We start from the raw sequence: 26099 nt of genomic DNA, 5'->3' as shown, positions 1-26099 counted from the left end.
GGCAGAGAAAAGGCGCCAGATAGGCGCCTTTTTCGTTATTACGACCGGTTAATCAGCCAATCGCCGGAAACACCGGCAACAGCAGATACAGCTTAATCACAATCGCGTTGGCGATATCGATAAAGAACGCCCCCACCATAGGCACCACCAGAAACGCCAGGTGCGATGGACCGAAGCGATCGGTAATCGCCTGCATGTTGGCGATCGCCGTAGGCGTGGCTCCCATGCCGAAACCGCAGTGGCCCGCAGCCAACACCGCTGCATCGTAATTTTTACCCATCACCCGGTAGGTAACGAAAATTGCGTACAGTGCCATCACCAGCGTTTGTACGGCCAGGATCGCCAGCATTGGCAGCGCCAGAGAAGCCAGCTCCCACAAACGCAGGCTCATCAACGCCATCGCCAGGAACAGCGACAGGCTAACGTTGCCCAGCACCGACACCGCACGCTCAAACACGGTATAGAACCCGGTGAAGGCCAGGGTGTTGCTGAGGATCACCCCAACGAACAGCACGCAAACAAAGTTGGGTAATTCAAATACCGTACCGCTCAGCAAGCCGGAGATAAACTGCCCCAGGCTCAGGCAGATGGCGATCATCGCGATGGTTTCAATCATGATCAGCGAGGTGATCAAACGGCCGCTCTCCGGTTTTTCAAAACCGCTTGGCTGGACGCTGTCATCCGGCGAGCCTTCCGGGGTGGAAGAGTGCTTCACCAGGTAACGCGCCACCGGACCGCCGATCAGGCCACCCAGAACCAGACCGAAGGTGGCACAGGCCATCGCCACTTCAGTGGCGTTTTCAAAGCCGTAGCGTTCGATAAACAGCTTGCTCCAGGCCGCCCCGGTACCGTGACCGCCGGACAGGGTAATCGAGCCGGCGATCAGGCCCATCAACGGGTCCAGACCCAGCATTTTCGCCATGCCGATGCCGATAGCGTTCTGCACCAGCAGCAGGCCCAGCACCACAAACAGGAATACCATTAATGCCTTGCCACCCGCGCGCAACCGCGACAGGTTGGCGTTCAAACCGATGGTGGCGAAGAAGGCCAACATTAACGGGTCTTTCAGCGACATATCGAAGCTGATTTCCCAGTTAACGAACTTTTTCAGGGCTAACAACAGGAGTGCCACCAGTAAACCACCGGCGACAGGAGCGGGAATGGTGTATTTCCTCAACAGGGGGATGCTGGTGACGCATTTGCCCCCAAGGAGCAGAACCAATGTTGCTGCGACTAACGTGCCATAAGTATCAAGATGAAACATCCAGTTACTCCATGTAAGGGAAAAGATCCAATTAATAAATAATAAGTTAGAGAAAACCGCTTAGTTTTTAAAACTTGATGAGTGCAGGATTAGAAGTAAAAAACGCTGATAACACAAGAAAAAATGAACGAAAATGCGACATAAGTGACGATACTGCTAACAAAGCATTAACGCGCAACCGTTTGCTTTTATGGGCCAAATCATTAAAATGCCTGCTTTGCCGTTTCTGGAAATGCCACACCATGACCCAGCCATCCGCCGAGTTCGATGCTGCGCAAAAAGCATCCGCCACTCCCCGCAACAGTGAACTGATTTATCGCCTGGAAGATCGCCCACCGCTGCCGCAAACGCTGTTCGCCGCCGGTCAGCACCTGCTGGCGATGTTCGTTGCCGTGATCACACCGGCCCTGTTGATTTGTCAGGCACTGGGTCTGCCGGCGCAGGACACTCAGCACATTATCAGCATGTCGCTGTTCGCCTCCGGCCTGGCCTCTATTTTACAAATCAAAACCTGGGGACCCGTCGGCTCGGGCTTGCTGTCTATTCAGGGCACCAGCTTTAACTTTGTTTCGCCGCTGATCATGGGCGGGCTGGCGCTGAAAAATGGCGGCGCGGACGTTCCCACCATGATGGCTGCGCTGTTCGGTACGCTGATGGTCGCCTCCTGCACCGAGATCCTGCTGTCACGCGTGTTGCACTTGGCACGGCGCATTATCACCCCGCTGGTCTCCGGCATTGTGGTGATGATTATCGGTTTGTCTCTGATTCAGGTCGGTTTGACTTCCATCGGCGGCGGCTATGCTGCGATGAACGGAGGTACCTTCGGCGCCCCCAAAAATCTGCTGCTGGCCGGCGCGGTATTACTGGTCATTATTCTGCTTAACCGTCAGCGCAATCCCTACCTGCGCGTCGCCTCACTGGTGATTGCCATGGCGGTGGGTTATCTGCTGGCCTGGGCCATGGGCATGCTGCCAGAAAGCCAGCCCACCCCCGAGACGGCGGCGATCATCATCCCGACCCCGCTGTATTACGGTCTGGGTTTTGACTGGAATCTGCTGCTGCCGCTGATGCTTATCTTTATGGTCACCTCGCTGGAAACTATCGGCGATATCACCGCGACCTCTGACGTGTCGGAACAACCTGTGAGTGGCCCACTGTATATGAAGCGCCTTAAGGGCGGCGTACTGGCCAACGGCCTGAACTCCATGCTGTCGGCGGTGTTTAATACCTTCCCTAACTCCTGCTTCGGTCAAAACAATGGCGTGATCCAACTGACCGGCGTCGCCAGCCGCTACGTCGGCTTCGTGGTGGCACTGATGCTGATCGCGCTGGGGCTGTTCCCGGCGGTGGCCGGCTTCGTACAACACATTCCTGAGCCGGTATTGGGCGGCGCCACCCTGGTGATGTTCGGCACCATCGCCGCATCCGGTGTGCGTATCGTGTCGCGAGAGCGTCTGAACCGCCGTGCAATCATGATCATGGCGCTGTCGTTGGCCGTGGGGATGGGCGTTTCCCAGCAACCGTTGATCTTGCAGTTCGCACCGGACTGGCTGAAAACATTACTCTCCTCAGGCATTGCTGCCGGCGGCATCACTGCCATCGCGCTGAACCTGCTGTTCCCGCAGGAACACGAGAAACAATAATCCATCGAACTGCCTTGTGACAAACGGCCGCTTGCGGCCGTTTTTTATTGCCTATCAGACCATTGCACTTGAGATGCCCGGCCAATTGCGGCATAAACAGGGTATCTTTTTTGACCGACGCGGATGTAGACGATGAAATTTATCGGAAAACTGTTGCTGACGTTGCTGCTGCTGGTCGTGCTGGCCGTTGCACTGTTGTACGTCATAGGGCAAACCCGTTGGGCCGCGGGCTGGGTCAGCCGCTGGGTCAGCGATAACAGCGACTACCGCCTGTCGGTGGCGGCAATCTCGCACTCATGGAACCAGCCGGGCCAAATCAGCCTGGAAGACGTTCAGTTGGCCAAAAAAAATCAGCCTCAATCACTGGTGGCCAAACGTCTGGACCTCGGTCTCAGCCTGCGCCAAATTACCGAACCTCGTCATTTCCATAGCGTCACGCTGCGTGACGGCACGCTGAATCTGCAGCAGCAGGACGCAGCAACGCCAATACAGGCCGACGTGCTGCAACTGAGCAATATGGCGCTGCAATCCAACGATGAAACCTGGCAGCTCAACGCGCAGCAGGTCAACGCCGGCATCACGCCATGGCAACCCAAAGCCGGCCATCCATTAGGTGATAACAATCAGTTCCAGTTCAGTGCCGGCTCGATGACGCTCAATGGCATCCCGGCCTCTCAGGTGCTGGTTCAGGGCGAGCGGAAACAAAATCAGCTGCTGCTCAGCAATTTCGGCGCCGACCTGGCGCAGGGGGATTTGACCGGCGTAGCCACTCGCGCCGCCGACGGCAGTTGGCAGGTAGAGCGACTGAGGCTCAGCGGCGTGCGCATGCAAACTCCCCTGACACTGGAACAGTTCTGGCAACGTTTTACCGCTCTGCCCCCCGTCACGCTCAAACGTTTTGATCTGATAGATGCACGGCTGGAAGGCAAGGAGTGGGCATTTAACGATCTCGACCTGTCACTGCAAAATGTCACCTTCCAACAGGGCGGCTGGAGCAGCCAGGACGGTTCGCTGAACTTTAACGCCAGCGACCTGATCAATGGCAGTTTCCATCTGATTGATCCGATCATGAATATGCGACTCTCGCCGGCCGGCATCGCCATTCAGCAGTTCACCACCCGCTGGGAAGGTGGGTTATTGCGCACCTCGGGCAACTGGCTGCGTGCCAACAACCGCCTGCAGCTGGATGAGGTCGCGGTCGCTGCGTTGGAATATACGTTGCCTATAGACTGGCGCGCATTGTGGTTACAACCGCTGCCGAACTGGCTGGCGGAGGTGTATGTCAATAAACTGACCACCAACCGTAACCTGATCATCGATATCAACCCGGCCTTCCCTTTCCAGATCACCGCACTGGACGGTTATGGCAGCAACCTGCTGCTGGCGCGCGATCACCAGTGGGGCATCTGGTCCGGCACGCTGAATTTGAACGGCAGTGAAGCTACCTTCAACAAAATTGACGTGCGCCGACCATCGCTGGCGCTGAACGCCAATGACGAGCAGATCAACGTCACCGAGCTCAGCGCCTTTATGCCGCAGGGGTTGTTGGATGCCAAAGCCACCGTCGAGCAGCTGCCGGGCAAGCCTTTTACGCTGTCGTTGAATGGGCGTTCGGTACCGCTGAATACGCTACAACAATGGGGATGGCAAGCAGTACCGCTGGAAGGCGACGGTAATCTGCAATTACAGTTGAAAGGTTTGTTGAACAGCGATGGGCCATTTAAGGCTTCATTGCAGGGCAGGTTGCAGGCCACTGCCGCCGATGGCCAAACGGTCAACCAGCAACTGCCTTAATTCTGGATAGGCCCTCTCCGCATAGAGAGGGCCTGGGTATTAACTGTCTATCGCCTCACAGCCGCCCTGATCCAGGGGCACTTCCGGCTCGGCCGGCAACACCATATAAGTGCCTTCAAATACCGCACCTTTGTCGTCGTCACCGAACAAATGGACTTCCGCCTGCACGCGAGCGCGGCGGCCACGGGCCAAACGGGCCAGATCGCCGCTCAACGAGCTGAGATCCGCCACTGCACGCGGTCGGCCAGTGATGGGCTTGCTGTAACGAATATGGGCATCAGCCAAAATGATCGTGCCACCGAGATGGCGCTCACGCAGCAATAGCCAGATCAGGCCCCAGGCGGTCAAGGTGGCCAGAGAGAACAGGCTGCCGGCAAACAACGTGTGGTGCGGGTTCTGGTTGCCAATTTCCGGCATGGTGGTGACAAAGCGCTGGCCGGTATATTGGCTGATGCGCACCCCCATCTTCTCGCTGAGCGGAATGTGATCGTACCAGGCCTGCTGCAGCTGACCGCACCAGTCGGGCCGATGCAGGATATCGTCCAGCGTCGCCACCGGTTTGATCATCAGGAAATGGCGAATCGGCGTGGTTTGCGGCGCGGTGATCTCACCCTGATTAATGAAACCCAGCTTGGCAAAGAAATCCACCGCGTCTTCACGGGCGCTACAGACTACGCGCTTCACGCCCTCCTGGCGCGCCACGGATTCCAGCGTCATGGCTACCAGCGTCCCCAGGCCTTTGTCCTGCACCGTCGGGTCTACCGCCAGAAAACGAATCGCGGCTTCGTTATCGGCATTGATGTACAGTCGCCCAATGGCGACAATTTTTCCGCTCTCGTCCACCACCATCTGATGATGTGCCATGGCGTCGTAGGCATCCTTTTCCGACCCCACCGGCTGGTGCAACGGCTTGCGCAGCATTTCCCAGCGGAACTGGTAATACTCTTTCAGTTCTTGCTCTGTTACCGGTACTCGTAGGTGATACATAGACGCCTTCTCTCTCAGAATCTTAGACTTGAAGCCAAAACGTCACCGGCCCGTCGTTCACCAGCGCGACTTTCATGTCGGCCGCAAACTCACCGGTTTGGGTTTCGATACCGCGTTCGCGGCACTGGCCAACAAAATATTGGTATAACCGATCGGCCTCTTGCGGTACCGCACCGCGAGAAAAACTCGGACGCATACCTTTTTGCGTGTCGGCCACCAGCGTGAACTGCGAGACCACCAGCAAACTGCCCCCTGCCTGTTGGACGTTGAGATTCATTTTGTCGTTCTCATCGCCAAAGATGCGGTACCCCAATACGCGCTCACACAGGCGCTCGGCCTTCTGTTCGTTATCGTCCTGCTCCACGCCCAATAACACTAACAAACCGGGGCCTATGTTGCCTACCGTCTGGCCTTCCACCGTGACGCTGGCATTTAATACCCGTTGAATTAACGCAATCATAACTGCCCTTCTGATGACTGTTCCTGTTGTTGTGCCTTTTGCTGTCGGTAGTCGCGGTATTCCCCAATGGTAACCGTGATTTCCGCACCGAGTAACACGATACACCAGCTCCAGTAGACCCAAAGGAATAAAATGGGGATCACCGCCAACACGCCGTAAATCAGCTGATAAGACGGGAACATGGTGACATACAGCGCAAACCCCTTCTTGCCCAGCTCAAACAGCAAACCGGCCACCAGTGCGCCAATCAACGCATCCTTGGGTGGCACCCTAACCGTCGGCACGATGCAATACAGCAGCCAGAACGATATCCACGACAGGATCAGCGGGAAAATACGCAGCACCTGATCCACCAGGCTGTTGACGCCGGTCTGCGCCAGCCAGTTAAGCGACAGCAGATAGGAACTGATCGCCATACTGGCCCCCACCAACAGCGGCCCCAGGGTCAGCACCATCCAGTACACGGCGAAAGAAAACACGATAGGACGCTGATTCTTGCTGCGCCAGATGGTGTTGAGCACGCTGTCCACCGACGAGATCAGCAACAGCGCAGTGACTATCAGGCCGCAGGTCCCGACGGCGGTCATCTTGTTGGAGTTGGCGACAAACTGCTCCAGATAACTTTGAATTACGTTGCCGGCGGCCGGCATGAAGTTGGAAAAGATAAAGCTTTTCAGTTGAACGCTGATGTCGGAGAACATCGGGAACGCGGCAAACAGCGCAAACACCACGGTCACCAGAGGTACCAGTGACAGCAGTGAGACGTAGGCCAGGTGGCCCGCCAACATGGTCAGGCCATCGCTGTCGACGCGTTTAATCAGCAGTCGTAAAAAGGTGACGCTGGGTTTGATCGAAGCGGGCAGCTTCTTGCGGCGGAAAAACGACATGGCCACTCCTTGATGTCAGTTTGTACGCCTTAAGCTTAACCCTTTGCGGTCATTGGGCAAAATAAGCCGGTACTACGTCGCGGTCGGTCACGTGAACCGTTTTGATGCCAAGCGCCTGTGCCGCGGCGACGTTATCCGGGTGATCGTCAAAGAACACCGCGTCGTCCGGCGAGGTATTTTCTGCATCCAGTACGTGCAGATAAATGTTGGCGTCCGGCTTACGCATGCCAAGATCCTGCGACAAATAGAGATGATCGGCGGCTTCGGCCACCTGCGGGTAGTGCTGCGGCCAGTAATTGCAGTGCAAGCGGTTGGTGTTCGATAACACCACCACCCGGTGACCTTCGCTGCGCAGGCGCTTCATGATGTCGATCACTTCTGGACGCAGGGCGACAAACACCGCCTGCCAACCGGTAGCGAACTGCTCGAAACTGAGGGCAATCCCCATTTCGGCACTCAGCCCTTCGGCAAAGTCTTCATCGCTGATTTCACCGCGCTCGTGCTGCTGAAACAATTCGCCCATAGCAAAACGTTCGGACAAGACCGCCAATGGCGTACCGCTCAAACTGCTCCATACACCCAGTACACGTTTGAAATCGATATCGACGATCACATTACCTAAATCAAAGATATACAACATAGTCCTCTCCTGATGGGCCGGTGAGATTTTACTGTAGCGGGAAAAGCAGAGGCTGAATAGAGAGCGGATGGAAAAGCGTATAGCACGCGGCAGAAATGAGAAAAGACAGAGGAAAAAACTCAGGGCGCTGGCGCGCCCTAAGTGTTGCAGACTAAATCGGCGATTAGGCTTCTTTAGGACCGCGGCTTGCACGCTTACGATCGTTTTCCGTCAGGTGACGCTTACGGATACGGATCGAGGTTGGCGTGACTTCTACCAGTTCGTCATCATCGATGAATTCCAGAGCTTGCTCCAGAGTCATTTTGATAGCCGGAACCAGGGTAGTGGCTTCGTCAGTACCGGAAGCACGCATGTTGGTCAGCTTCTTACCGGTCAGGCAGTTCACGGTCAGGTCGTTGGAACGTGAGTGAATACCGATGATCTGGCCTTCATACACTTCCGCACCGTGACCCAGGAACAGCTTGCCGCGATCTTGCAGACCGAACAGGGCGAACGCTACCGCTTTACCCTGGCCGTTAGAGATCAGCACGCCGTTCTGGCGCTGGCCAACTTCACCCGGACGCACGTCGTCGTAGTGGCTGAAGGTGGAGTACAGCAGACCGGTACCGGAAGTCATGGTCATGAACTCGTTACGGAAGCCAATCAAGCCGCGGCTTGGGATCACGTAGTCGAGACGCACACGGCCTTTACCGTCTGGATCCATGTTTTTCAGGTCAGCTTTACGCTCACCCATGGCTTGCATGACTGAACCCTGGTGCTGTTCTTCGATGTCCAAGGTCACGTTTTCGAACGGCTCTTGTTTACGACCATCGATTTCACGGAAGATTACTTTCGGACGGGATACCGCCAGTTCGAAACCTTCACGACGCATGTTTTCGATCAGAACCGACAGGTGAAGTTCACCACGGCCAGATACGCGGAATGCATCAGCATCTTCAGTTTCTTCAACGCGCAGTGCCACGTTGTGCACCAGTTCCTTGTTCAGACGCTCAAGGATTTGACGCGAAGTCACAAACTTACCTTCTTTACCGCAGAAAGGTGAGGTGTTGACGTTGAAGAACATGGTTACGGTCGGCTCATCTACAGACAGCGCCGGCAGTGCTTCCACTGCAGAGGTGTCACAGATGGTGTCGGAAATGTTCAGCTCGCCCAGACCGGTGATAGCGATGATGTCGCCCGCTTCAGCCAGGGTAGACTCGATACGCTCCAGACCCATGTGGCCCAGCACTTTGCCCACTTTACCGTTGCGAGTTTTACCTTCGCTATCGATGATGGTGACCTGCTGGTTTGGCTTCACTTTACCGCGCTTGATACGGCCGATACCGATCACGCCCAGGTAGTTGTTGTAGTCCAACTGGGAGATTTGCATCTGGAATGGCGCTTCGAGCTCAACCTGCGGCGCAGACACGTGGTCTACGATCGCTTGATACAGCGGAGTCATGTCTTCCGCCATCTCATTGTGGTCAGTACCGGCGATCCCCATCAATGCAGAAGCATAGATGATTGGGAAGTCGAGCTGCTCGTCGGTTGCGTCGAGGTTAACGAACAGGTCGAAGACCTGATCAACAACCCAATCAGGACGTGCGCCCGGACGGTCAACCTTGTTGATTACCACGATCGGCTTCAGACCATTAGCGAAGGCTTTTTTGGTCACGAAGCGGGTTTGCGGCATTGGGCCATCCATTGCATCCACAACCAGCAGCACCGAGTCAACCATTGACATCACACGCTCAACCTCACCGCCGAAGTCGGCGTGTCCTGGGGTATCCACGATGTTGATGCGGTAGTCTTTCCAATTAATGGCGGTGTTTTTTGCGAGGATGGTAATCCCACGCTCTTTCTCCAAATCGTTGGAGTCCATTACGCGTTCGGTGGCTTCTACACGCTCTCCGAAAGTACCGGATTGTTGCAGCAGCTTATCAACCAGGGTGGTCTTACCATGGTCAACGTGGGCAATAATGGCGATGTTACGCAAATTTTCGATCACAGCTTTGCCTCAGGCATTAGAAATAGCGCGCTATTGTACACGTATTAAGCGAGGGACTAAACAAGATCACAACAGTCTCTTATAAACAACTGTGTACAGGTCAGTATGTGATCCCTTTCACGGTGCAAAAAGCAGCATCCGGTGCACTTTTGCACCATTACAGTGCCCCACCCCGCACTGATTGCACCATTTAAGTGCAAAACGTCACTGATGGTGCATACTGATTCTGTGCAAAACCCATGCAGAAAGGCGATTAAAGCGCTTTAGCAAAGTTGGCACAGTTTTCGCTTTAGTCTTTTCAAGGCAAAAAAAGCCAGTTTCACAGATTCGTTCCACGACGACGACAATGATAAATCCGGGAGAGTTAAGTATGTCCGCTGAACACGTTTTGACGATGCTGAATGAGCATGAAGTGAAATTCGTAGACCTGCGTTTCACTGACACCAAGGGTAAAGAACAACACGTCACCATCCCTGCTCATCAGGTAAATGCCGACTTCTTCGAAGAAGGTAAAATGTTTGACGGTTCCTCGATCGGCGGTTGGAAGGGCATCAACGAATCTGACATGGTGCTGATGCCAGACGCCAGCACTGCGGTACTGGATCCGTTCTTCGAAGAATCTACCCTGATCATTCGCTGCGACATCCTCGAGCCAGGCACCATGCAGGGCTACGATCGTGACCCACGCTCCATCTCCAAGCGTGCAGAAGATTTCCTGCGCTCTTCCGGCATCGCGGACACCGTTCTGTTCGGGCCAGAGCCAGAATTCTTCCTGTTTGACGACATTCGTTTCGGCAGCAGCATCCGCGGTTCCCACGTGGCCATCGACGATATCGAAGGCGCATGGAACTCCGGCACCCAATACGATGGCGGCAACAAAGGCCACCGTCCGGCAGTCAAAGGCGGTTACTTCCCGGTTCCTCCGGTCGATTCTTCACAGGACATCCGTTCTACCATGTGTCTGACCATGGAAGAAATGGGCCTGGTCGTTGAAGCGCACCACCACGAAGTGGCAACCGCAGGTCAGAACGAAGTGGCAACCCGCTTCAACACCATGACCAAGAAAGCCGACGAAATCCAAATCTACAAATACGTGGTTCACAACGTGGCTCACGCATTTGGCAAAACCGCGACCTTCATGCCGAAGCCAATGTTCGGTGATAACGGTTCCGGCATGCACTGCCACATGTCGCTGTCCAAGAACGGGACTAACCTGTTCGCCGGCGACAAATACGGCGGCCTGTCTGAGACTGCCCTGTTCTACATCGGCGGTATCATCAAGCACGCTAAAGCGATCAACGCCCTGGCCAACCCGACCACCAACTCTTACAAGCGTCTGGTCCCAGGCTACGAAGCTCCGGTCATGCTGGCTTATTCTGCCCGTAACCGTTCCGCTTCCATCCGTATCCCAGTGGTTGCCAGCCCGAAAGCGCGCCGTATCGAAGCCCGTTTCCCGGATCCAGCGGCTAACCCGTACCTGTGCTTCGCGGCCCTGCTGATGGCAGGCCTGGACGGTGTGATTAACAAAATCCACCCTGGCGACGCCATGGACAAAAACCTGTATGACCTGCCACCGGAAGAAGAAGCTGAAATTCCAAAAGTTGCAGGCTCCCTGGATGAAGCGCTGGCAGCACTGAGCGAAGACCGCGAGTTCCTGACCCGTGGCGGCGTATTCACCGACGACGCTATCGATGCTTACATCGATCTGCGCAAAGAAGAGATGGACCGCGTTCGCATGACGCCACACCCGGTTGAATTCGAACTGTACTACAGCGTTTAAGTTTTACCGCGCCGTCTGCGGGCGGCGCCCAGATTTAGTTGTCTTTTTTTGTTGCCGTGGAAACTTTCAGCCCATCTTCGGATGGGTTTTTTTCTCCACCGTATTTTCTGCAAAACTATTCCATACCGCGTGCATAACGGATGGAGTAGGATAAATGCACTAAAAAGGTGCAGTCGTCTGCTATGCCCAAGAGATTTCACGGTGCAGCTAGGCGGCAACCGAGCGAACCGACAGGAGCTTGGTCTGCCAAGTGACTGGTGTGAGTAAGAGCAGCCAACAACGCTGCGTCTTGAAAGATAAAGGGCATATATGGCAACTGGCAAGCTGCCCGACGCAGGGCAGATCCTCAATTCTCTCATCAACAGCATCCTGCTGTTGGATGACTCACTGGCGGTTCATTACGCCAATCCGGCAGCACAACAACTGCTGGCACAAAGTTCTCGTAAACTTTTCGGTACACCGTTACCCGATTTGCTCGGTTATTTCTCACTGAACGTCGATCTGATGCGTGAGAGCCTGCATGCCGGTCAGGGCTTTACCGATAACGAAGTGACCCTGGTGGTTGACGGGCGTGCGCATATCCTCTCCCTGACCGCTCAGGCGTTGCCTGATGGCTATATCCTGATCGAGCTGGCACCAATGGATAACCAACGCCGTTTGAGCCAGGAACAACTTCAGCACGCCCAGCAGGTGGCAGCCCGCGATCTGGTCCGAGGCCTGGCGCATGAAATTAAAAACCCGCTTGGCGGGTTGCGCGGTGCGGCTCAATTGCTGGCCAAGGCGCTACCCGATCCGTCGCTGACCGAATACACCAAGGTGATCATTGAGCAGGCCGATCGCCTGCGCAACCTGGTCGATCGCCTGCTCGGCCCACAGCGACCGGGCCAGCACATAACCCAAAGCATTCATCAGGTGGCAGAGCGTGTGTGCCAACTGGTGTCGCTTGAGAAGCCGGATAACGTGACGCTGGTGCGGGACTACGACCCGAGCCTGCCTGAAATGGCGCACGACCCGGATCAAATCGAACAGGTATTGCTGAACATCACCCGCAATGCGCTGCAGGCGCTGGGAGAAACAGGTGGCACCATCACGCTGCGCACTCGTACCGCTTTCCAGATCACCCTGCACGGCACCCGCTACCGGTTAGCGGCACGTATCGACGTAGAAGATGACGGCCCCGGTGTGCCGGCGCAGTTGCAGGACACGCTATTTTACCCGATGGTCAGCGGCCGCGAAGGCGGGACCGGCCTGGGGTTATCCATCGCCCGTAATCTTATCGATCAGCATTGCGGAAAAATTGAATTTAACAGTTGGCCAGGACATACCGAATTCTCGGTTTACCTGCCTATTCGCCAGTGAGGTTTTCTATGCAACGAGGGATAGTCTGGATCGTCGATGACGATAGCTCCATCCGCTGGGTGCTTGAACGTGCGCTCACTGGAGCCGGTGTGAGCTGCGTGACCTTCGACAGTGGCAATGCGGTGCTCGAAGCCCTGGCCACGCAAACTCCTGACGTGTTGCTGTCTGACATCCGCATGCCGGGTATGGATGGTCTTGCGTTGCTCAAGCAGATCAAACAGCGTCATCCGATGCTTCCGGTCATCATAATGACCGCACATTCGGATCTCGACGCCGCCGTCAGCGCCTACCAGCAAGGGGCGTTCGATTACCTGCCGAAACCCTTTGATATCGATGAAGCCGTAGCGCTGGTAGAACGCGCCATCAGCCATTATCAGGAGCAGCAGCAGCCTGCACGCAGCCAACCGGCCAACGATCCGGTGGCAGACATCATCGGTGAAGCCCCGGCGATGCAGGACGTGTTCCGCATCATCGGGCGCCTGTCGCGTTCGTCGATCAGCGTACTGATCAACGGCGAATCAGGTACCGGTAAAGAGCTGGTTGCCCATGCCCTGCACCGTCACAGTCCGCGCGCCAAATCGCCTTTTATCGCGCTGAATATGGCGGCGATCCCCAAAGACCTGATCGAGTCCGAACTTTTCGGGCATGAAAAAGGGGCCTTTACCGGCGCCAACCAAATCCGTCAGGGTCGCTTTGAGCAGGCCGACGGCGGGACCTTGTTCCTGGATGAAATCGGCGATATGCCGCTGGATGTGCAAACCCGCTTGCTGCGGGTGCTGGCAGATGGCCAATTCTATCGGGTCGGTGGTTATGCCCCGGTGAAGGTTGACGTACGCATCATCGCCGCCACCCACCAGAACCTGGAAATGCGGGTACAGGAAGGTAAATTCCGTGAGGATTTGTTCCACCGCCTGAATGTGATCCGCGTGCACCTTCCGCCGTTGCGTGAACGCCGTGAGGATATTCCGCGTCTGGCGCGTTACTTCCTGCAGGTGGCGGCAAAGGAGCTGGGTGTGGAAGCGAAAAACCTGCACCCGGAGACTGAAACTGCACTGACGCGCCTGCCATGGCCAGGTAACGTTCGCCAGTTGGAGAACACCTGCCGTTGGTTAACCGTGATGGCCGCTGGGCAGGAGGTGCTGATTCAGGATCTGCCGAGTGAGCTGTTTGAAACCTCTGCGCCGGAAACGACCGGGCATAGCCTGCCCGACAGTTGGGCCACGCTGCTGGCACAGTGGGCAGACCGCGCGCTGCGTTCCGGTCATCAAAACCTGCTGTCGGAAGCGCAACCGGAGATGGAGCGCACCTTGCTCACCACTGCACTGCGTCATACCCAAGGGCATAAGCAGGAAGCCGCCCGTTTGCTGGGGTGGGGGCGCAATACGTTAACGCGTAAGTTGAAAGAATTGGGAATGGAATAGTTTGCGGCATTGATGATAGAAAATACAATCAAGCGCACAAAAAAACGGCTATTTCAGGCTTTACAGCCGAAGAGGCCGCAGTATGATCGGGGCGCACACCCTGGAGGCTTCCATGCTGGATTCGTTAATCGCATTCATTTCTCAAGGCGCAGAACTTGGTTCTGCCGCCAGCCACACGCCGCAGGCAGCCGTTGCTGCGGTATTGTGCGCCGCACTGATTAATTTCTTCAGTTAAAACAACGGCCGCGAAAGCGGCCGATGTTTTACTCATCAAATAACCCGAGAGAATTGCTGAGTGCGGGCCTGTTGACGCAGGTAGATATCAAAGCACATGCAAATATTGCGGATCAGTAACCGGCCACGCGGCGTAACCTGAATGCCCTGCTCGTCACGCTCCACCAGCCCATCGCGTTCAAACGGCGCCAACAATTGCAAATCCTCGGCAAAATAATCGGCAAAGTTGATGTCGAACTGACGTTCTATGGCCAGATAGTCCAGTTTGAAATTGCAGATCAGCGTTTTGATCACCTCACGCCGCAAGCAGTCGTCTTCGGTCATGGCCAGGCCGCGCCACAGTGCATGACCTTGCGCTTCAACGCTGCTGTAATAAACCTTCAGCTCTTTCTGGTTCTGCGCATAGCTGTCCCCCAGCATGCTGATGGCGGAGACACCCAGCCCCAGCAAATCACTGTCGCCCTGGGTGGTGTACCCCTGGAAGTTACGATGAAGTTTTCCTTCGCGCTGTGCCACCGCCAACTCATCGTCCGGTCGTGCGAAATGATCCATGCCGATAAACTGATAACCCGATTCGGTCAGGGAGGCTATGGTGTGCTGCAAGATATCCAGTTTCTGCTGCGCGCTCGGCAGATCTGCATCTTTGATTTTGCGCTGGGCAGCAAACAGGTTCGGCATATGGGCATAGTTAAATACGCTCAGGCGATCGGGGCTTAGCTCTGCCACCCGCTGCAGAGTGTAGGCAAAGCTCTCCGGCGTTTGCTTTGGCAAGCCGTAGATTAGATCGATATTGGTGGAATTAAAGCCAAGCGCTTTAGCGCGAGCAATCAGGGCAAAGATAAAGGCTTCATCCTGCTCGCGGTTCACCAGCCGCTGCACCTCTTTATTGAAGTCCTGCACCCCCATGCTCAGGCGATTAAAACCTTCGCTACGTAAATGATCGAGCACATCCAGCTCAATCTCACGCGGATCGACTTCGATCGACATTTCGGCATCGGGTAGGAAATCAAAGTGTTGGCGCAGCATCGTTACCAACTGGCTGATTTGTGCCTTGCTCAGATAGGTTGGCGTACCGCCACCCCAGTGCATCTGGCCGACCTTACGCCCGGCAAACAACGGTGCACGTTGAGCAATCTCTTGCGCCAGCACCGCCAGATATTCATCGGCCTTGTGCGTTTGACGCGTCACCAGCTTGTTGCAACCACAGAAATAGCAGAGCTTGTGGCAGAAAGGAATATGCACGTACAGCGATAAAGGGCGCTCAGGATAACGCACCGCGGCGCGTTGAAACGCCGCTTCGTCGTAGCTCTGGTTGAATTCCAGCGCTGTGGGGTATGAGGTGTAACGCGGCCCTGAATAGTTATATTTCTGGATCAGGGCCAGATCCCAGACAATTGCCTGCTCTGACATGCTCACTCCTTCCGATATTTTTTCCTACCGGGCCGGGAGATGGGCAGTTGTCTACGCTGTCTGGCCGCGGAAGCGCTGCGAAAACGCTTTTTGCGTTTAGACAGCCGCCATAGTTTACCGAATAACCACAGCAGATAACACATCAAGAGTAGGGCTATTGACGGGATCAGCCACATGACGCGTTAAATTACGTCTTTCGGGTTACCGCCTTTCAGCAGTTTCAGGATATCTTCCTTTTTCTCTTCTTCTTCGTCGTCTTCATCGTCGCCCAGCTCAATGCCCAGTTGCTCCATCAGGGCATCAATGCGATCCAGAGTCTGGTCAACATAACTCTGATCTTCTGCGCTCAGCGTCTCGCCGTCGTCAATACGATCCAGCAGTGCGTCCAGACGCTCATCATTTTCCAGCTTCGCCAGCTCTTCTTCCGGGGACAGACGTGGTTTGGCTTCGGCCTTAGGTTTTGGCTGCGGCTTGGCTTTTGGCTTGGCTTCGACCACCAGCGCTACCGGCACTTTGCTGCCAATGCGCGGATCTTTGGTCTGCGCGTCGGCCTTGTTCTTTTGATTGGCAGACTCAACCTGGGTGCGAGAACCGGAAGCAAGACCACGGCGCTTTTTCAGACGCTTGCGCTCACGGGCTTCCTGATCGAGCTCCACACGGCTTTTCTTTTTGGTTTTCGACGTCGCCGCGCTGCTGCGTGGGGCGCGAGGTGCTTTTGATGGCTGGTTCATAGCGTATGCTCTTAGGTATGTAGATTCAGTATAGAGATAGATGCTATACGATTGCGGCGGAATCTAGCAGAAAGCGAACAAAGAAAAAAGGCGGCAGGTTAAACCCGCCGCCTTTTTGCACCCTCTTTCGAAGGATATTCCTGCTACGCATTCCGTGCGCACACTCAACATCCAGGTTTTTCCTTTTGCTGTAAGCGCATTCCCTGCCGCACTACTTCCTTCATCCTGAAGGGAAAATCATCCATGGCGAAATCCGTTCGTGTCCACTCTTCCTGAGTTTGCTTCCTGCCGGCATCCCAATTGCGGTAACTTCACCATCCCTGTGCTATTTGCAAATTCCGATGCAAATAGACCCATTCCTTCGGTTATTCGTCCTGGCACTCATTAGCACGTCCCGTGCTCTCCCTGAGATTTATCACCCTTCCCGGATGTTCCTTAATCCTGCACAGTCCTGTGCTGCAACTTACTTTACGCTATCAGGGGTCAGGCTCAAGGCACCCGCTGCGTAATAGGCTGATAAAAATACGCATCGGAGAATTAACATCATGTTTTATAATAAAAAGAATAAAAACAACTTTCGAATAAAAGCGACATTACCCCCTATTCGAATGGCAAATGTCTCACAAGCCTGCCCCACATAAATTGCCACACCCAACTGGCCCGGCGCTTAAAAACAGAGAAACACACCATTTTTAGCGCTGATGCAGTTATAATCGCCAACCAGTTAGCCATCCTCACGGAGACGAAAAATTTTGACCAGCAAGAATTACAATTATCATGTGACCCATTTCGTCACCAGTGCGCCCGATATTCGCCATCTGCCGGGGGATGAAGGTATTGAAGTTGCGTTCGCCGGCCGTTCTAACGCCGGTAAGTCCAGCGCGTTAAATACCCTGACCAACCAGAAAAGCCTGGCGCGTACCAGTAAAACGCCGGGGCGTACCCAGCTTATCAACCTGTTTGAAGTGGAAGAAGGCATTCGCCTGGTCGACCTGCCGGGTTATGGCTACGCCGAAGTGCCTGAAGAGATGAAACGCAAATGGCAGCGGGCGCTGGGTGAATACCTGCAAATGCGCAACTGCCTGAAAGGCCTGGTGGTGCTGATGGACATTCGCCATCCGTTGAAAGATCTCGACCAGCAGATGATCCAATGGGCTGTCGATGTCGGCACGCCGGTTCTGGTTCTGCTGACCAAAGCGGACAAACTGGCATCCGGCGCACGTAAGGCGCAACTGAATATGGTGCGTGAAGCGGTAGTGCCGTTTATGGGTGATATCCAGGTTGAGGCCTTCTCCTCACCGAAAAAAATGGGCGTCGACAAACTGAGCCAGAAACTGAACACCTGGTTTAACGAGATCCCGCCGGAAGTGCTACCGGAAGATGATGAAGCCGCCGGCGAATAAAAAGCCGCTGCGCTGCAATAGCCGATGTGGAAACGCATCGGCTTTTTTATGCGCGTTATTCGGGCGCCAGGCTATTTTCGTTATCTAATTACAGTTCTGACTGAAATCCATCACAAATACTTATGATGACTTGGTATTGAGAATCCGATGAGCAGGCCATTTCGGGGGAAAATCTGAAGGAAAGAGGTCGCGGGACGAATAAGAAGAACCTATGGTTTGGCTTTGTTTTTACAATAAAAAACGCCCCAGTCAATACTGACTGGGGCGGCTAAATATTCAGCCAAATCCGATTACGTGAAGTAAAAGGTCTGAAAGATAGAACATCTTACCTCTGTACCCTACGCCAGTAACTCTACATGATTTTTTCGCAGTGCAAAAGAATTTTTTGTAGTTTACTTACACAGTTTGGCGCGTAATAACGGCGAGGTTGGGGAAACAATCGCCGTATCCTGTAGCTTAATTACAAAAACTGCTTAGGTTATCGCCAGTTAGCCCATCCTTTAAGAACGAGGCCAGCGAACGGCCGCGCAATCAGTGGGCTTCGTCCCAGTTGGCTCCCACGCCGACATCCACTTTCAGTGGGACAGCCAGCGTCATGCTATTTTCCATCAGCTCGCGAATGCGTTGGTTAGAGGTTTCCAGCACCGATTCATGCACCTCGAACACCAATTCATCGTGTACCTGCATGATCATACGCACCAGCGGCTCTTCCTGAGCTTGCAACCAGGCGTCCACCTCGATCATCGCACGTTTGATGATATCGGCGGCAGTCCCTTGCATAGGGGCGTTAATCGCCGCGCGCTCGGCCGCCTTGCGACGCATGCCATTACTGGAGCTGACATCCGGCAGATAGAGACGGCGGCCGTCCAGCGTGCTTACATAGCCCTGACTGGCAGCCTGCTGGCGGGTACGCTCCATATATTCCAATACGCCCGGGTAGCGCTCGAAGTAGAGATCCATGTAGCGCTGCGCTTCACCACGCGGAATGCCCAATTGGCGTGCCAGACCAAACGCGCTCATGCCATAAATCAGGCCAAAGTTAATGGCCTTGGCGCTGCGACGCTGTTCGTGGGTCACTTTATCAAGCGGCAGGCCAAATACCTCGGCTGCGGTGGCACGGTGGATATCCTCACCGGCCGCAAAGGCCTTCAGTAACCCTTCATCCTGTGACAGATGGGCCATAATGCGCAGTTCGATTTGCGAATAGTCGGCCGCAACGATGCGGTAACCCTCAGGAGCAATAAAGGCCTGGCGGATCCGGCGCCCTTCGTCGTTACGCACCGGGATATTCTGCAGGTTAGGATCGCTCGAGGAGAGACGTCCAGTAGCCGTCACCGCCTGATGATAAGAGGTATGCACCCGGCCACTGACCGGATTGATCATTAGCGGCAGCTTGTCGGTGTAGGTCGTCTTCAGCTTCGCCAAGCCACGGTATTCCAGGATCACCTTAGGCAACGGGTAATCCAACGCCAGTTCGGCCAACACTTCTTCGTTAGTAGAAGGGGCACCACCCGGCGTTTTCTTCAGTACCGGCAGCTTCTGCTTTTCGTAGAGGATCGCCTGCAGCTGTTTGGTTGACGCCAGATTGAAAGGCTCTTCCGCCAGTTCATGAGCCTGAATTTCCAGCTCGGCCAGGCGTTTGGTCAATTCGATGGAGTGCGTGGCCAGAATGCTTTGATCAATCAGCACCCCGGTGCGTTCGATGTGCGACAACACCGGCAACAGCGGCATTTCAATCTCATTGAATACTTTCAGCAGCTCGGCGCTTTCCTTCAATTGCGGCCACATCGCCAAATGCAATTGCAAGGTAACGTCGGCATCTTCGGCAGCGTAAGGAGCCGCCTGCTCCAGTGCAATCTGGTTGAAGGTGAGCTGCTTTTTCCCCTTGCCGGCTATCTCTTCGAAGGTCACGGTTTTATGGCCGAGGTAACGATCGGACAAGCTGTCCATATCGTGACGACCGCCCACGCTGTCCAGCACATAAGATTCCAGCATGGTGTCGAAGGCAATGCCGCGCAGGGTAATGTCGTAACGCGCCAGCAGGCCCATATCGAACTTCAGATTTTGCCCGACCTTGAGCGCTTTCTCGTCTTCCAGCAGCGGCTTCAAGGTGGCCAGCACATAATCGCGATCCAGCTGTGCCGGGGCATCGAGATAGTCATGCGCTACCGGCAAATAGGCGGCTTCGCCCGGTGCAATGGCAAACGACAGGCCGATCAGATTGGCGGTCAGGGTGTCCAAACCGTCGGTTTCGGTATCAAACGCAAATACCTCGGCTTTTTTCAGCTTTTCCAGCCACTGCACGAAAGTATCTTCATCCAGGATGGTGACATAACCTTCTTGCGATAACGTCGCTTCGGCAGGTGCTTTGTCTGCTACCGCCGTAGCCTTTGGCGCACTGGCAGCTTTCACGCCGGTACCCTTTTTACCTTCCAGCCAAATACCGGCTTCAACATCCGCCAGCCAGCGTTTAAATTCGTATTGTTTAAACAACTGCTGCAGCACATCGACATCCAGCGCTGATACTTCGAGATCGGCGCAGGTAAGATCCAGTTCGACGTCGGTTTTGATGGTCGCCAGCTTGTAGGAGAGGTAAGCCACCTCTTTGTTCTGTTCCAGCTTGGCCGCCATGGTCTTGGCGCCGCGGAAGCTGAGCGTGGCGATGCTATCGAGGTTGGCATAGAGCGCATCCAGCCCCCCAAGCCCCTGTAACAGCGCCTGCGCGGTTTTCTCGCCCACACCAGGTACGCCAGGGATGTTATCCGAGGAATCACCCATCAACGCCAGGAAGTCGATAATCAGCTCCGGCGGAATACCGTACTTATCGCACACTTCCTGTGGACCAAGGATGGTGTTGTTCATGGTGTTGATCAGGGTGACGTTCGGTGTGACCAACTGCGCCATGTCTTTATCGCCGGTGCTGATCAGCACCGCATGGCCGGCTTTTTCTGCCTCCAGTGCCAAAGTGCCAATCACATCGTCGGCTTCTACGCCGGGCGTGACCAGCAGCGGCAACCCCATCGCCTTGACCATTTTGTGCAACGGTTCGATTTGCGCGCGCAGGTCGTCCGGCATCGGCGGCCGGTGCGATTTGTATTCTGCGAACAGCTCATCGCGGAAGGTTTTTCCTTTGGCATCAAACACCACCGCAACATGGCTTGGCTGGTACTGCAGCAATAGACTGCGCAGCATGTTCAGCACGCCATACATTGCCCCGGTAGGTTCACCCGCAGAGTTGGTCAGCGGAGGGAAGGCGTGGTAAGCGCGGTAGAGGTACGAGGAACCGTCAACCAGGATTAATGGGTTTTCTGCAATCTGGGCCATAGCGTTTCTTTATCGTGATCGGACATGACGGTAAGCATGCCATAGCTGGCCGCCTGAGACGAACCTTAGCGTGCATTAAGGGCGAAAATCATGTGATTCTGCAAAGCGATCCGCAAGATCCTGCCTGTGGATAACTTTGTGCATAGAAAAGACAACAAATTATAACGATGAGTTTATCGTTATAATGGGAAATAAAAATCCTATTAAAATCACTGCGTTAAACAGTGCTATTTTAACTGAAGGTTATTATCGACTTTTACACAATTTGTGGATATAACTTGCGCCCGATTTTAATCGCACTATTAATCAAATTTGGCGCCTCAATTACCATAGCACAAGGTGAGCAAGTTGCACGAAAACGCAGCAAATGCCTATTTCTTCCCCTCTAAAACAGCTACTGCTGGCAGGAGTTTTCCCCCTATAATGTCGTTAAAATATTTTTTGTTCATGCATACTGGCATGTAACGCTGTTCTCACCAACCGTCAGCCTATAACCATGCCAAGATTGCTATCCCCTGTTATTTTTATCGTTTCCAGCCTGCTCGCCATTTTGGTCACCGTACTGTGTTCGATCCCCATTACGATCGCCGGCGTCATTAAGTTACTGGTGCCCTTTCCTGCCGTATGGCGACGTATCTCCGCCTTCGCCGACTTTATGATGTGGTGCTGGTGCCTGGGGTTATCGCTGCTATTACGTATTAACGGCCAACTGCGCTGGGATATAGAAGGGTTGGAAGGCCTGGATCGAAAAAACTGGTATCTGCTGATCAGTAATCACGAAAGCTGGTCGGATATTGTGGTGCTGTGCGTATTGTTCCGTAACCATATTCCAATGAATAAGTACTTTCTTAAACAGCAATTGGCCTGGGTCCCTTTTGTCGGTCTGGCCTGCTGGGCGCTGGATATGCCCTTCATGAAACGCTATTCGCGCGCCTATTTGCTCAAACACCCGGAAAAGCGCGGTAATGATATCGAGACCACACGCCGTTCCTGCGAGAAGTTTCGTAAACGCCCGACCACCATCGTTAATTTTGTAGAGGGCTCGCGTTTTACCGAAGCCAAGAAAATTAAAACTCGTTCGCCCTACCGTAATTTATTAGCCCCTAAAGCTGCCGGTATTGCTTTTACACTCAGTGCATTAGGTAAGCAGTTCGATAAGGTGTTAAACGTCACCCTGCTTTATCCAGATAATACTGAGCGGCCTTTTATGGATATGCTGTGCGGCCGGTTAAAACGCATTGTGGTAAGGGTTGAATTGCTGCCAATCGAGGAAAGCATGCATGGCGATTACTTTAACGATAAGCAGTTCAAGCGACGTTTCCAGCTTTGGCTGAACACGCTGTGGCAGGATAAAGACAGATTGCTGGATAGATTGAAACGGCAATAGAAGTTAAAAAAAAGCCGGCTAAGCCGGCTTTTTTACTTTAAATTTCGGTTACTTCTGCTCGCTGAGGAATTTAACCACGTCGGCGAATTGCTTCACGTAAGCATCCATCGAACTGGTGTCCAGGCCGTCATTTTTGACCATGTATTTGCCGTTAACAAATACCGCCGGTACGCCACGCAGTTGCAGATCTTCTGCAGCTTTCTCCTGTTGAACCACCAGGGATTTAACTACGAAGCTGTTCAGAGCCCCGTCATAATCAGCCGCGCTCACGCCTGCTTTCACAAACACGTTGCGGATATCATCAGGCGTTTGTACGGTCTGGGTTTTCTGCACCGCTTCGAACATCAGCGGGCTGACTTTATCTTCCACACCCAGGGCCATTGCAACAGCCCATGCCTGAGTCAGTTGTTTACCCAACGGCCCCAGGAACTCAACGTGGTACTTGGTCATTTTAGTGCCCGCAGGCAGCGCTTTTTTCACATTTTCGGAAACGTGATAAACCTGCTCGAACTGATAGCAGTGTGGGCAATAGAAGGAGAAGAACTCCAGTACCTGAGGTTCACCCGTCACTGGCTTGTCCAGGGTGACATACTGGGTACCATCGCTAAACTGCGCAGCCGAGGCACTGAATGCCATTACCATGCCAACGAGCGCCAACCAAATTTTCTTCATAAGACTAAACTCTCCATTGTGTTAAAGCTTCAATACATTGGCATCAGCTGCAGAGGGGGCTCCTGCAACAGCTTAACCTGTTCGGTGAATGCCGCCGTCTGAGATAACCAAAAATCAGACTCCGCCATCCACGGAAAACTTTTAGGGAACGCAGGATCTTGCCAGCGGCGAGCAACCCATGCCAGGTAGTAAACCATACGCATAGCACGCAGCGGCTCGATCAACGCCAACTCACTTTGATCAAACTCAGCAAACTCTGAGTACGCTTCCAACAAAATATCTAACTGCATCAAACGATCGCGACGCTCACCGTGCAACAACATCCACAGATCCTGTATCGCTGGCCCGTTACGCGCGTCATCAAGATCAACAAACAGTGGGCCATCACGCCACAGAATATTGCCCGGATGGCAGTCACCGTGCAAACGCCGCGGCTGCCAATCCTGATGCCAATGCTGTTTGATCGCCTCAATCAGCTTGTCAGTCGCTGCAAGAAAGCTGTCACGCTGCGCTTTGGGCAACAGCTCGCAGCCCGCCAAGACCTGACGCGGTAAAGTGAGGTACTCCTCGATGCCCATCGTCGGACGTTCAACAAACAGGCTTTCGCTGCCCACCTGATGAATGCGCCCCAGGAAACGGCCAACCCACTCCAGTTGATCGAGATTGTCGATCTCATACTGCCGCCCGCCAACGCTGGGAAAAACCGTAAAAAAGAAACCGTTGTGCGTATGCAGCGTATTGCCCTGCAGAACTAATGGGGCAACTGCAGGGATCTCCGCCAGAGCAAGATCATGGGAGAACTGATGTTCTTCACCAATTTGTTTCGCGCTCCAACGTTCGGGCCGATAAAACTTCACCACATAACGCTTACGATCCTCGTCCATAAACTGATAGACGCGGTTTTCATAACTGTTAAGCGCCGTTAGCCCGGAGTCTACACGCAGGCCAACCCCTTCCAGCGCGTCCATAATCAGGTCGGGCGACAGGGTCTGAAAATTAAAAGCTGAGTTGTTCATAACAACATTCGGTTTCGTTTGGGCGACATCACAATGCCGGGATTGAGAAATAGTAGCATTAATGACGGGTTGCACGAGCAACGGCTTCACCCCGGCGCACGAATGCTAATCTTTGATCACGCCACGGGCGCGTAGCAGTGCCGTTTTGAAATCTTCCTCATAATCCTTTTTCAGACCGGGGATCTGTTCATTGCCGGCGCTACCGCGCATTTTCAAATGGTAGATCAGGATATCATCGCTCAGTTCAGTCAGATTGCCCTGAAAGCCAGCTTCTTGCGCCAACTTCTGTAAAAACTGGATCAGATTAAGATCCGGATCTTCCTGCCAGGCCGGGTGCAGAAGCTCAATCAGCTCGTTTACGCGGTGCGTTTTCATCGCAATATTGTCCAATAGAATCAATAAACACACAAAGTAACAGGCTTGCCAACGCAGTGAAAGAAGCAGCTTGTCAATAAAGGTAAATCCTGATGCCATACCTGCTTTAGCGCTACAATCATGGCGTTAGTTACAATGCGGAATTTGAAATATGCATGAAGAGATTACCGGCATTATTCTGGCCGGAGGGCGTGCCACTCGCATGGGTGGGGAAGATAAAGGTCTGGTTCCCATTGCCGACATCCCCCTGTATCAGTATGTGCTTGCCCGGCTACGGCCACAGGTCGGGCCGATAGCCATCAACGCCAATCGCAATCAAGCACGGTATAGGGAAAGTGGCCTGCCGATAATTGGCGATCTGATCCCTGACTTTTCAGGCCCGCTCGCCGGTATGCTGGCCGGCCTGAAATACGCAACGACCGAGTGGGTGGCCTTTGTCCCCTGTGATGTTCCTGACTTTCCTGCAACGCTTATCGAGAAACTCTGGCAACAAAAAGGAAGTGCGATAGCCGCCTATGCCAGTGATGGGGAACGGGCTCACCCAACGCTAGCGCTATTGCACACCAGTCTGGCGACTCCGTTGGAAGATTATCTGGCCCGCGGGGAACGCAAGCTGATGCTGTTCCTGGACGCTGCGGGTGCACTGCAGGTGGAGTTCAAAGGGCAACAATCGGCCTTCCACAATCTTAATACCCTTGAGGACTGCCAACGTTGGGGAATTATCCATGAATAGCCCTTACCAACCCCCTCTACTGGCCATTGCTGCCTATAGCGGCACGGGCAAAACCACTCTGCTTAAACAAATGATTCCTTTATTAAAGCAGCGGCAAATCCGCGTAGGGCTGATCAAACATACTCACCATGATATGGATGTCGATACCCCCGGCAAAGACAGTTATGAACTGCGCAAAGCCGGTGCCGACCAAACGTTGGTCGCCAGCAATAACCGCTGGGCATTAATGACAGAAACGCCGGAACAACCCCCACTGGATCTGCAATATTTGGCGAGTCGTTTTGATACTGGCAAGGTGGATATCATTTTAGTCGAAGGGTTCAAGCATGAGCCCATCAGTAAAATCATTCTCTATCGTGAAGAGGTGTGTAAACCACTGGAGGATATGCTGGACGAGTTTGTGATCGCCATTGCCAGCGATCGGCCAATCACTGGCAATGTCCCACTGTTGGATCTTAATGACCCAGAGTGCATCGCTGACTTTATCGGGAACTGGTTAAAAAGCGCAGCCTAGCTGCGCCTTTTTCTTTCGCACACAGCAAAAAGGCCATCCTTGCGGATGGCCTCTTGGCTTAATTGATGCCTGGCAGTG

Annotated in this window: 22 protein-coding genes; 10 read left to right on the top strand and 12 right to left on the bottom strand. The window is 54.0% G+C overall.

The window, feature by feature from the left end:
* Positions 1 to 52: 52 nt before the first annotated feature.
* Positions 53 to 1264, bottom strand: a complete 1212-nt coding sequence (gene gltS / locus NR114_RS20765) for a sodium/glutamate symporter (protein ID WP_020837656.1) — start codon at positions 1262 to 1264, stop codon at positions 53 to 55.
* Positions 1265 to 1506: 242 nt separating this feature from the next.
* Between gltS and NR114_RS20760 the strand changes: the two genes are divergently transcribed.
* Together NR114_RS20760 and NR114_RS20755 are read left to right on the top strand one after the other, a co-directional pair.
* On the top strand, positions 1507 to 2907 hold the full coding sequence (locus NR114_RS20760; protein WP_020837657.1) for an NCS2 family protein: 1401 nt from the start codon (positions 1507 to 1509) through the stop codon (positions 2905 to 2907).
* Positions 2908 to 3039: 132 nt separating this feature from the next.
* On the top strand, positions 3040 to 4701 hold the full coding sequence (locus NR114_RS20755) for an AsmA family protein (RefSeq protein ID WP_234529010.1): 1662 nt from the start codon (positions 3040 to 3042) through the stop codon (positions 4699 to 4701).
* Between the two features lie 39 nt (positions 4702 to 4740).
* Here the strand turns inward: NR114_RS20755 and fabY are convergent, their stop codons facing one another.
* From fabY to typA, 5 genes are all read right to left on the bottom strand, one after another.
* Entirely contained in the window at positions 4741 to 5688 is a 948-nt protein-coding gene (fabY, locus tag NR114_RS20750) for a fatty acid biosynthesis protein FabY (protein ID WP_020837659.1), read from the bottom strand.
* Between the two features lie 22 nt (positions 5689 to 5710).
* A complete protein-coding gene (gene dtd, locus NR114_RS20745; protein WP_020837661.1) occupies positions 5711 to 6148 on the bottom strand; it encodes a D-aminoacyl-tRNA deacylase in 438 nt (145 codons plus the stop codon).
* Positions 6145 to 7035, bottom strand: coding sequence for a virulence factor BrkB family protein (locus NR114_RS20740; RefSeq protein WP_020837662.1), 891 nt, complete (start codon positions 7033 to 7035; stop codon positions 6145 to 6147). Before NR114_RS20740 ends, dtd begins: the two co-directional genes overlap by 4 nt.
* A 49-nt stretch (positions 7036 to 7084) precedes the next feature.
* A complete protein-coding gene (yihX, locus tag NR114_RS20735; RefSeq protein ID WP_020837663.1) occupies positions 7085 to 7675 on the bottom strand; it encodes a glucose-1-phosphatase in 591 nt (196 codons plus the stop codon).
* A 163-nt stretch (positions 7676 to 7838) separates the two neighbouring features.
* The gene (gene typA / locus NR114_RS20730; protein WP_020837665.1) at positions 7839 to 9662 is read right to left on the bottom strand and encodes a ribosome-dependent GTPase TypA; all 1824 of its coding nucleotides are present in this window, start codon (positions 9660 to 9662) and stop codon (positions 7839 to 7841) included.
* A 370-nt stretch (positions 9663 to 10032) separates the two neighbouring features.
* On the opposite strand from typA, the gene glnA reads away from it, so the two are divergent.
* The 4 genes from glnA (at position 10033) to NR114_RS20710 (ending at position 14457) form a co-directional block, all read left to right on the top strand.
* The gene (glnA, locus tag NR114_RS20725; protein WP_020837667.1) at positions 10033 to 11442 is read left to right on the top strand and encodes a glutamate--ammonia ligase; all 1410 of its coding nucleotides are present in this window, start codon (positions 10033 to 10035) and stop codon (positions 11440 to 11442) included.
* Positions 11443 to 11751: 309 nt separating this feature from the next.
* Positions 11752 to 12801, top strand: coding sequence for a nitrogen regulation protein NR(II) (gene glnL / locus NR114_RS20720; protein ID WP_020837668.1), 1050 nt, complete (start codon positions 11752 to 11754; stop codon positions 12799 to 12801).
* Positions 12802 to 12809: 8 nt separating this feature from the next.
* On the top strand, positions 12810 to 14222 hold the full coding sequence (gene glnG / locus NR114_RS20715; protein ID WP_041415118.1) for a nitrogen regulation protein NR(I): 1413 nt from the start codon (positions 12810 to 12812) through the stop codon (positions 14220 to 14222).
* Positions 14223 to 14334: 112 nt separating this feature from the next.
* Positions 14335 to 14457, top strand: a complete 123-nt coding sequence (locus NR114_RS20710; protein WP_139285489.1) for a YshB family small membrane protein — start codon at positions 14335 to 14337, stop codon at positions 14455 to 14457.
* A 35-nt stretch (positions 14458 to 14492) separates the two neighbouring features.
* On the opposite strand, the gene hemN is transcribed toward NR114_RS20710, so the two are convergent.
* Both hemN and yihI read right to left on the bottom strand, forming a co-directional pair.
* Positions 14493 to 15866: an oxygen-independent coproporphyrinogen III oxidase gene (gene hemN, locus NR114_RS20705; protein ID WP_116691539.1), complete on the bottom strand. Its 1374-nt coding sequence runs from the start codon at positions 15864 to 15866 to the stop codon at positions 14493 to 14495.
* A gap of 182 nt (positions 15867 to 16048) precedes the next feature.
* Positions 16049 to 16597, bottom strand: coding sequence for a Der GTPase-activating protein YihI (gene yihI, locus NR114_RS20700; RefSeq protein WP_020837675.1), 549 nt, complete (start codon positions 16595 to 16597; stop codon positions 16049 to 16051).
* A gap of 752 nt (positions 16598 to 17349) precedes the next feature.
* On the opposite strand from yihI, the gene yihA reads away from it, so the two are divergent.
* Positions 17350 to 18000: a ribosome biogenesis GTP-binding protein YihA/YsxC gene (yihA, locus tag NR114_RS20695; protein WP_046374857.1), complete on the top strand. Its 651-nt coding sequence runs from the start codon at positions 17350 to 17352 to the stop codon at positions 17998 to 18000.
* Between the two features lie 531 nt (positions 18001 to 18531).
* On the opposite strand, the gene polA is transcribed toward yihA, so the two are convergent.
* Positions 18532 to 21324: a DNA polymerase I gene (gene polA, locus NR114_RS20690; RefSeq protein ID WP_234529011.1), complete on the bottom strand. Its 2793-nt coding sequence runs from the start codon at positions 21322 to 21324 to the stop codon at positions 18532 to 18534.
* A 496-nt stretch (positions 21325 to 21820) separates the two neighbouring features.
* Between polA and NR114_RS20685 the strand changes: the two genes are divergently transcribed.
* Positions 21821 to 22711, top strand: a complete 891-nt coding sequence (locus NR114_RS20685; protein ID WP_048762436.1) for an acyltransferase — start codon at positions 21821 to 21823, stop codon at positions 22709 to 22711.
* Positions 22712 to 22759: 48 nt separating this feature from the next.
* Here the strand turns inward: NR114_RS20685 and dsbA are convergent, their stop codons facing one another.
* From dsbA to NR114_RS20670, 3 genes are all read right to left on the bottom strand, one after another.
* Entirely contained in the window at positions 22760 to 23383 is a 624-nt protein-coding gene (gene dsbA, locus NR114_RS20680; RefSeq protein WP_020837681.1) for a thiol:disulfide interchange protein DsbA, read from the bottom strand.
* Positions 23384 to 23412: 29 nt separating this feature from the next.
* Positions 23413 to 24399 carry a serine/threonine protein kinase gene (locus tag NR114_RS20675; protein ID WP_116691536.1) on the bottom strand — a complete coding sequence of 329 codons (987 nt, stop codon included), beginning with the start codon at positions 24397 to 24399 and terminating at the stop codon, positions 23413 to 23415.
* Positions 24400 to 24504: 105 nt separating this feature from the next.
* Entirely contained in the window at positions 24505 to 24774 is a 270-nt protein-coding gene (locus tag NR114_RS20670) for a YihD family protein (protein WP_046375106.1), read from the bottom strand.
* A 151-nt stretch (positions 24775 to 24925) separates the two neighbouring features.
* Here NR114_RS20670 and mobA point away from each other — a divergent pair, with 151 nt between their 5' ends.
* Together mobA and mobB are read left to right on the top strand one after the other, a co-directional pair.
* Positions 24926 to 25507 carry a molybdenum cofactor guanylyltransferase MobA gene (mobA, locus tag NR114_RS20665; RefSeq protein ID WP_174574933.1) on the top strand — a complete coding sequence of 194 codons (582 nt, stop codon included), beginning with the start codon at positions 24926 to 24928 and terminating at the stop codon, positions 25505 to 25507.
* Entirely contained in the window at positions 25500 to 26021 is a 522-nt protein-coding gene (mobB, locus tag NR114_RS20660) for a molybdopterin-guanine dinucleotide biosynthesis protein MobB (RefSeq protein ID WP_234529012.1), read from the top strand. Before mobA ends, mobB begins: the two co-directional genes overlap by 8 nt.
* The last annotated feature ends 78 nt before the right edge of the window (positions 26022 to 26099 follow it).

The organism is Serratia sp. Ser99 (assembly GCF_024519545.1).
Taxonomy (GTDB): Bacteria; Pseudomonadota; Gammaproteobacteria; order Enterobacterales; family Enterobacteriaceae; genus Serratia; species Serratia liquefaciens.
This window is presented reverse-complemented; position numbering and strand designations above follow the sequence as displayed.

Excerpts from the sequence above, each read along its gene's own strand:
- glnG (WP_041415118.1), top strand. The coding sequence starts at position 12,810 with ATGCAACGAGGGATAGTCTGGATCGTCGATGACGATAGCTCCATCCGC.
- NR114_RS20685 (WP_048762436.1), top strand. The coding sequence starts at position 21,821 with ATGCCAAGATTGCTATCCCCTGTTATTTTTATCGTTTCCAGCCTGCTC.
- gltS (WP_020837656.1), bottom strand. The coding sequence starts at position 1,264 with ATGTTTCATCTTGATACTTATGGCACGTTAGTCGCAGCAACATTGGTT.
- dsbA (WP_020837681.1), bottom strand. The coding sequence starts at position 23,383 with ATGAAGAAAATTTGGTTGGCGCTCGTTGGCATGGTAATGGCATTCAGT.
- yihX (WP_020837663.1), bottom strand. The coding sequence starts at position 7,675 with ATGTTGTATATCTTTGATTTAGGTAATGTGATCGTCGATATCGATTTC.
- NR114_RS20670 (WP_046375106.1), bottom strand. The coding sequence starts at position 24,774 with ATGAAAACGCACCGCGTAAACGAGCTGATTGAGCTTCTGCACCCGGCC.
- glnA (WP_020837667.1), top strand. The coding sequence starts at position 10,033 with ATGTCCGCTGAACACGTTTTGACGATGCTGAATGAGCATGAAGTGAAA.
- fabY (WP_020837659.1), bottom strand. The coding sequence starts at position 5,688 with ATGTATCACCTACGAGTACCGGTAACAGAGCAAGAACTGAAAGAGTAT.
- mobA (WP_174574933.1), top strand. The coding sequence starts at position 24,926 with ATGCATGAAGAGATTACCGGCATTATTCTGGCCGGAGGGCGTGCCACT.
- yihI (WP_020837675.1), bottom strand. The coding sequence starts at position 16,597 with ATGAACCAGCCATCAAAAGCACCTCGCGCCCCACGCAGCAGCGCGGCG.
- NR114_RS20755 (WP_234529010.1), top strand. The coding sequence starts at position 3,040 with ATGAAATTTATCGGAAAACTGTTGCTGACGTTGCTGCTGCTGGTCGTG.
- NR114_RS20760 (WP_020837657.1), top strand. The coding sequence starts at position 1,507 with ATGACCCAGCCATCCGCCGAGTTCGATGCTGCGCAAAAAGCATCCGCC.
- NR114_RS20710 (WP_139285489.1), top strand. The coding sequence starts at position 14,335 with ATGCTGGATTCGTTAATCGCATTCATTTCTCAAGGCGCAGAACTTGGT.
- NR114_RS20675 (WP_116691536.1), bottom strand. The coding sequence starts at position 24,399 with ATGAACAACTCAGCTTTTAATTTTCAGACCCTGTCGCCCGACCTGATT.
- mobB (WP_234529012.1), top strand. The coding sequence starts at position 25,500 with ATGAATAGCCCTTACCAACCCCCTCTACTGGCCATTGCTGCCTATAGC.
- hemN (WP_116691539.1), bottom strand. The coding sequence starts at position 15,866 with ATGTCAGAGCAGGCAATTGTCTGGGATCTGGCCCTGATCCAGAAATAT.
- glnL (WP_020837668.1), top strand. The coding sequence starts at position 11,752 with ATGGCAACTGGCAAGCTGCCCGACGCAGGGCAGATCCTCAATTCTCTC.
- polA (WP_234529011.1), bottom strand. The coding sequence starts at position 21,324 with ATGGCCCAGATTGCAGAAAACCCATTAATCCTGGTTGACGGTTCCTCG.
- NR114_RS20740 (WP_020837662.1), bottom strand. The coding sequence starts at position 7,035 with ATGTCGTTTTTCCGCCGCAAGAAGCTGCCCGCTTCGATCAAACCCAGC.
- dtd (WP_020837661.1), bottom strand. The coding sequence starts at position 6,148 with ATGATTGCGTTAATTCAACGGGTATTAAATGCCAGCGTCACGGTGGAA.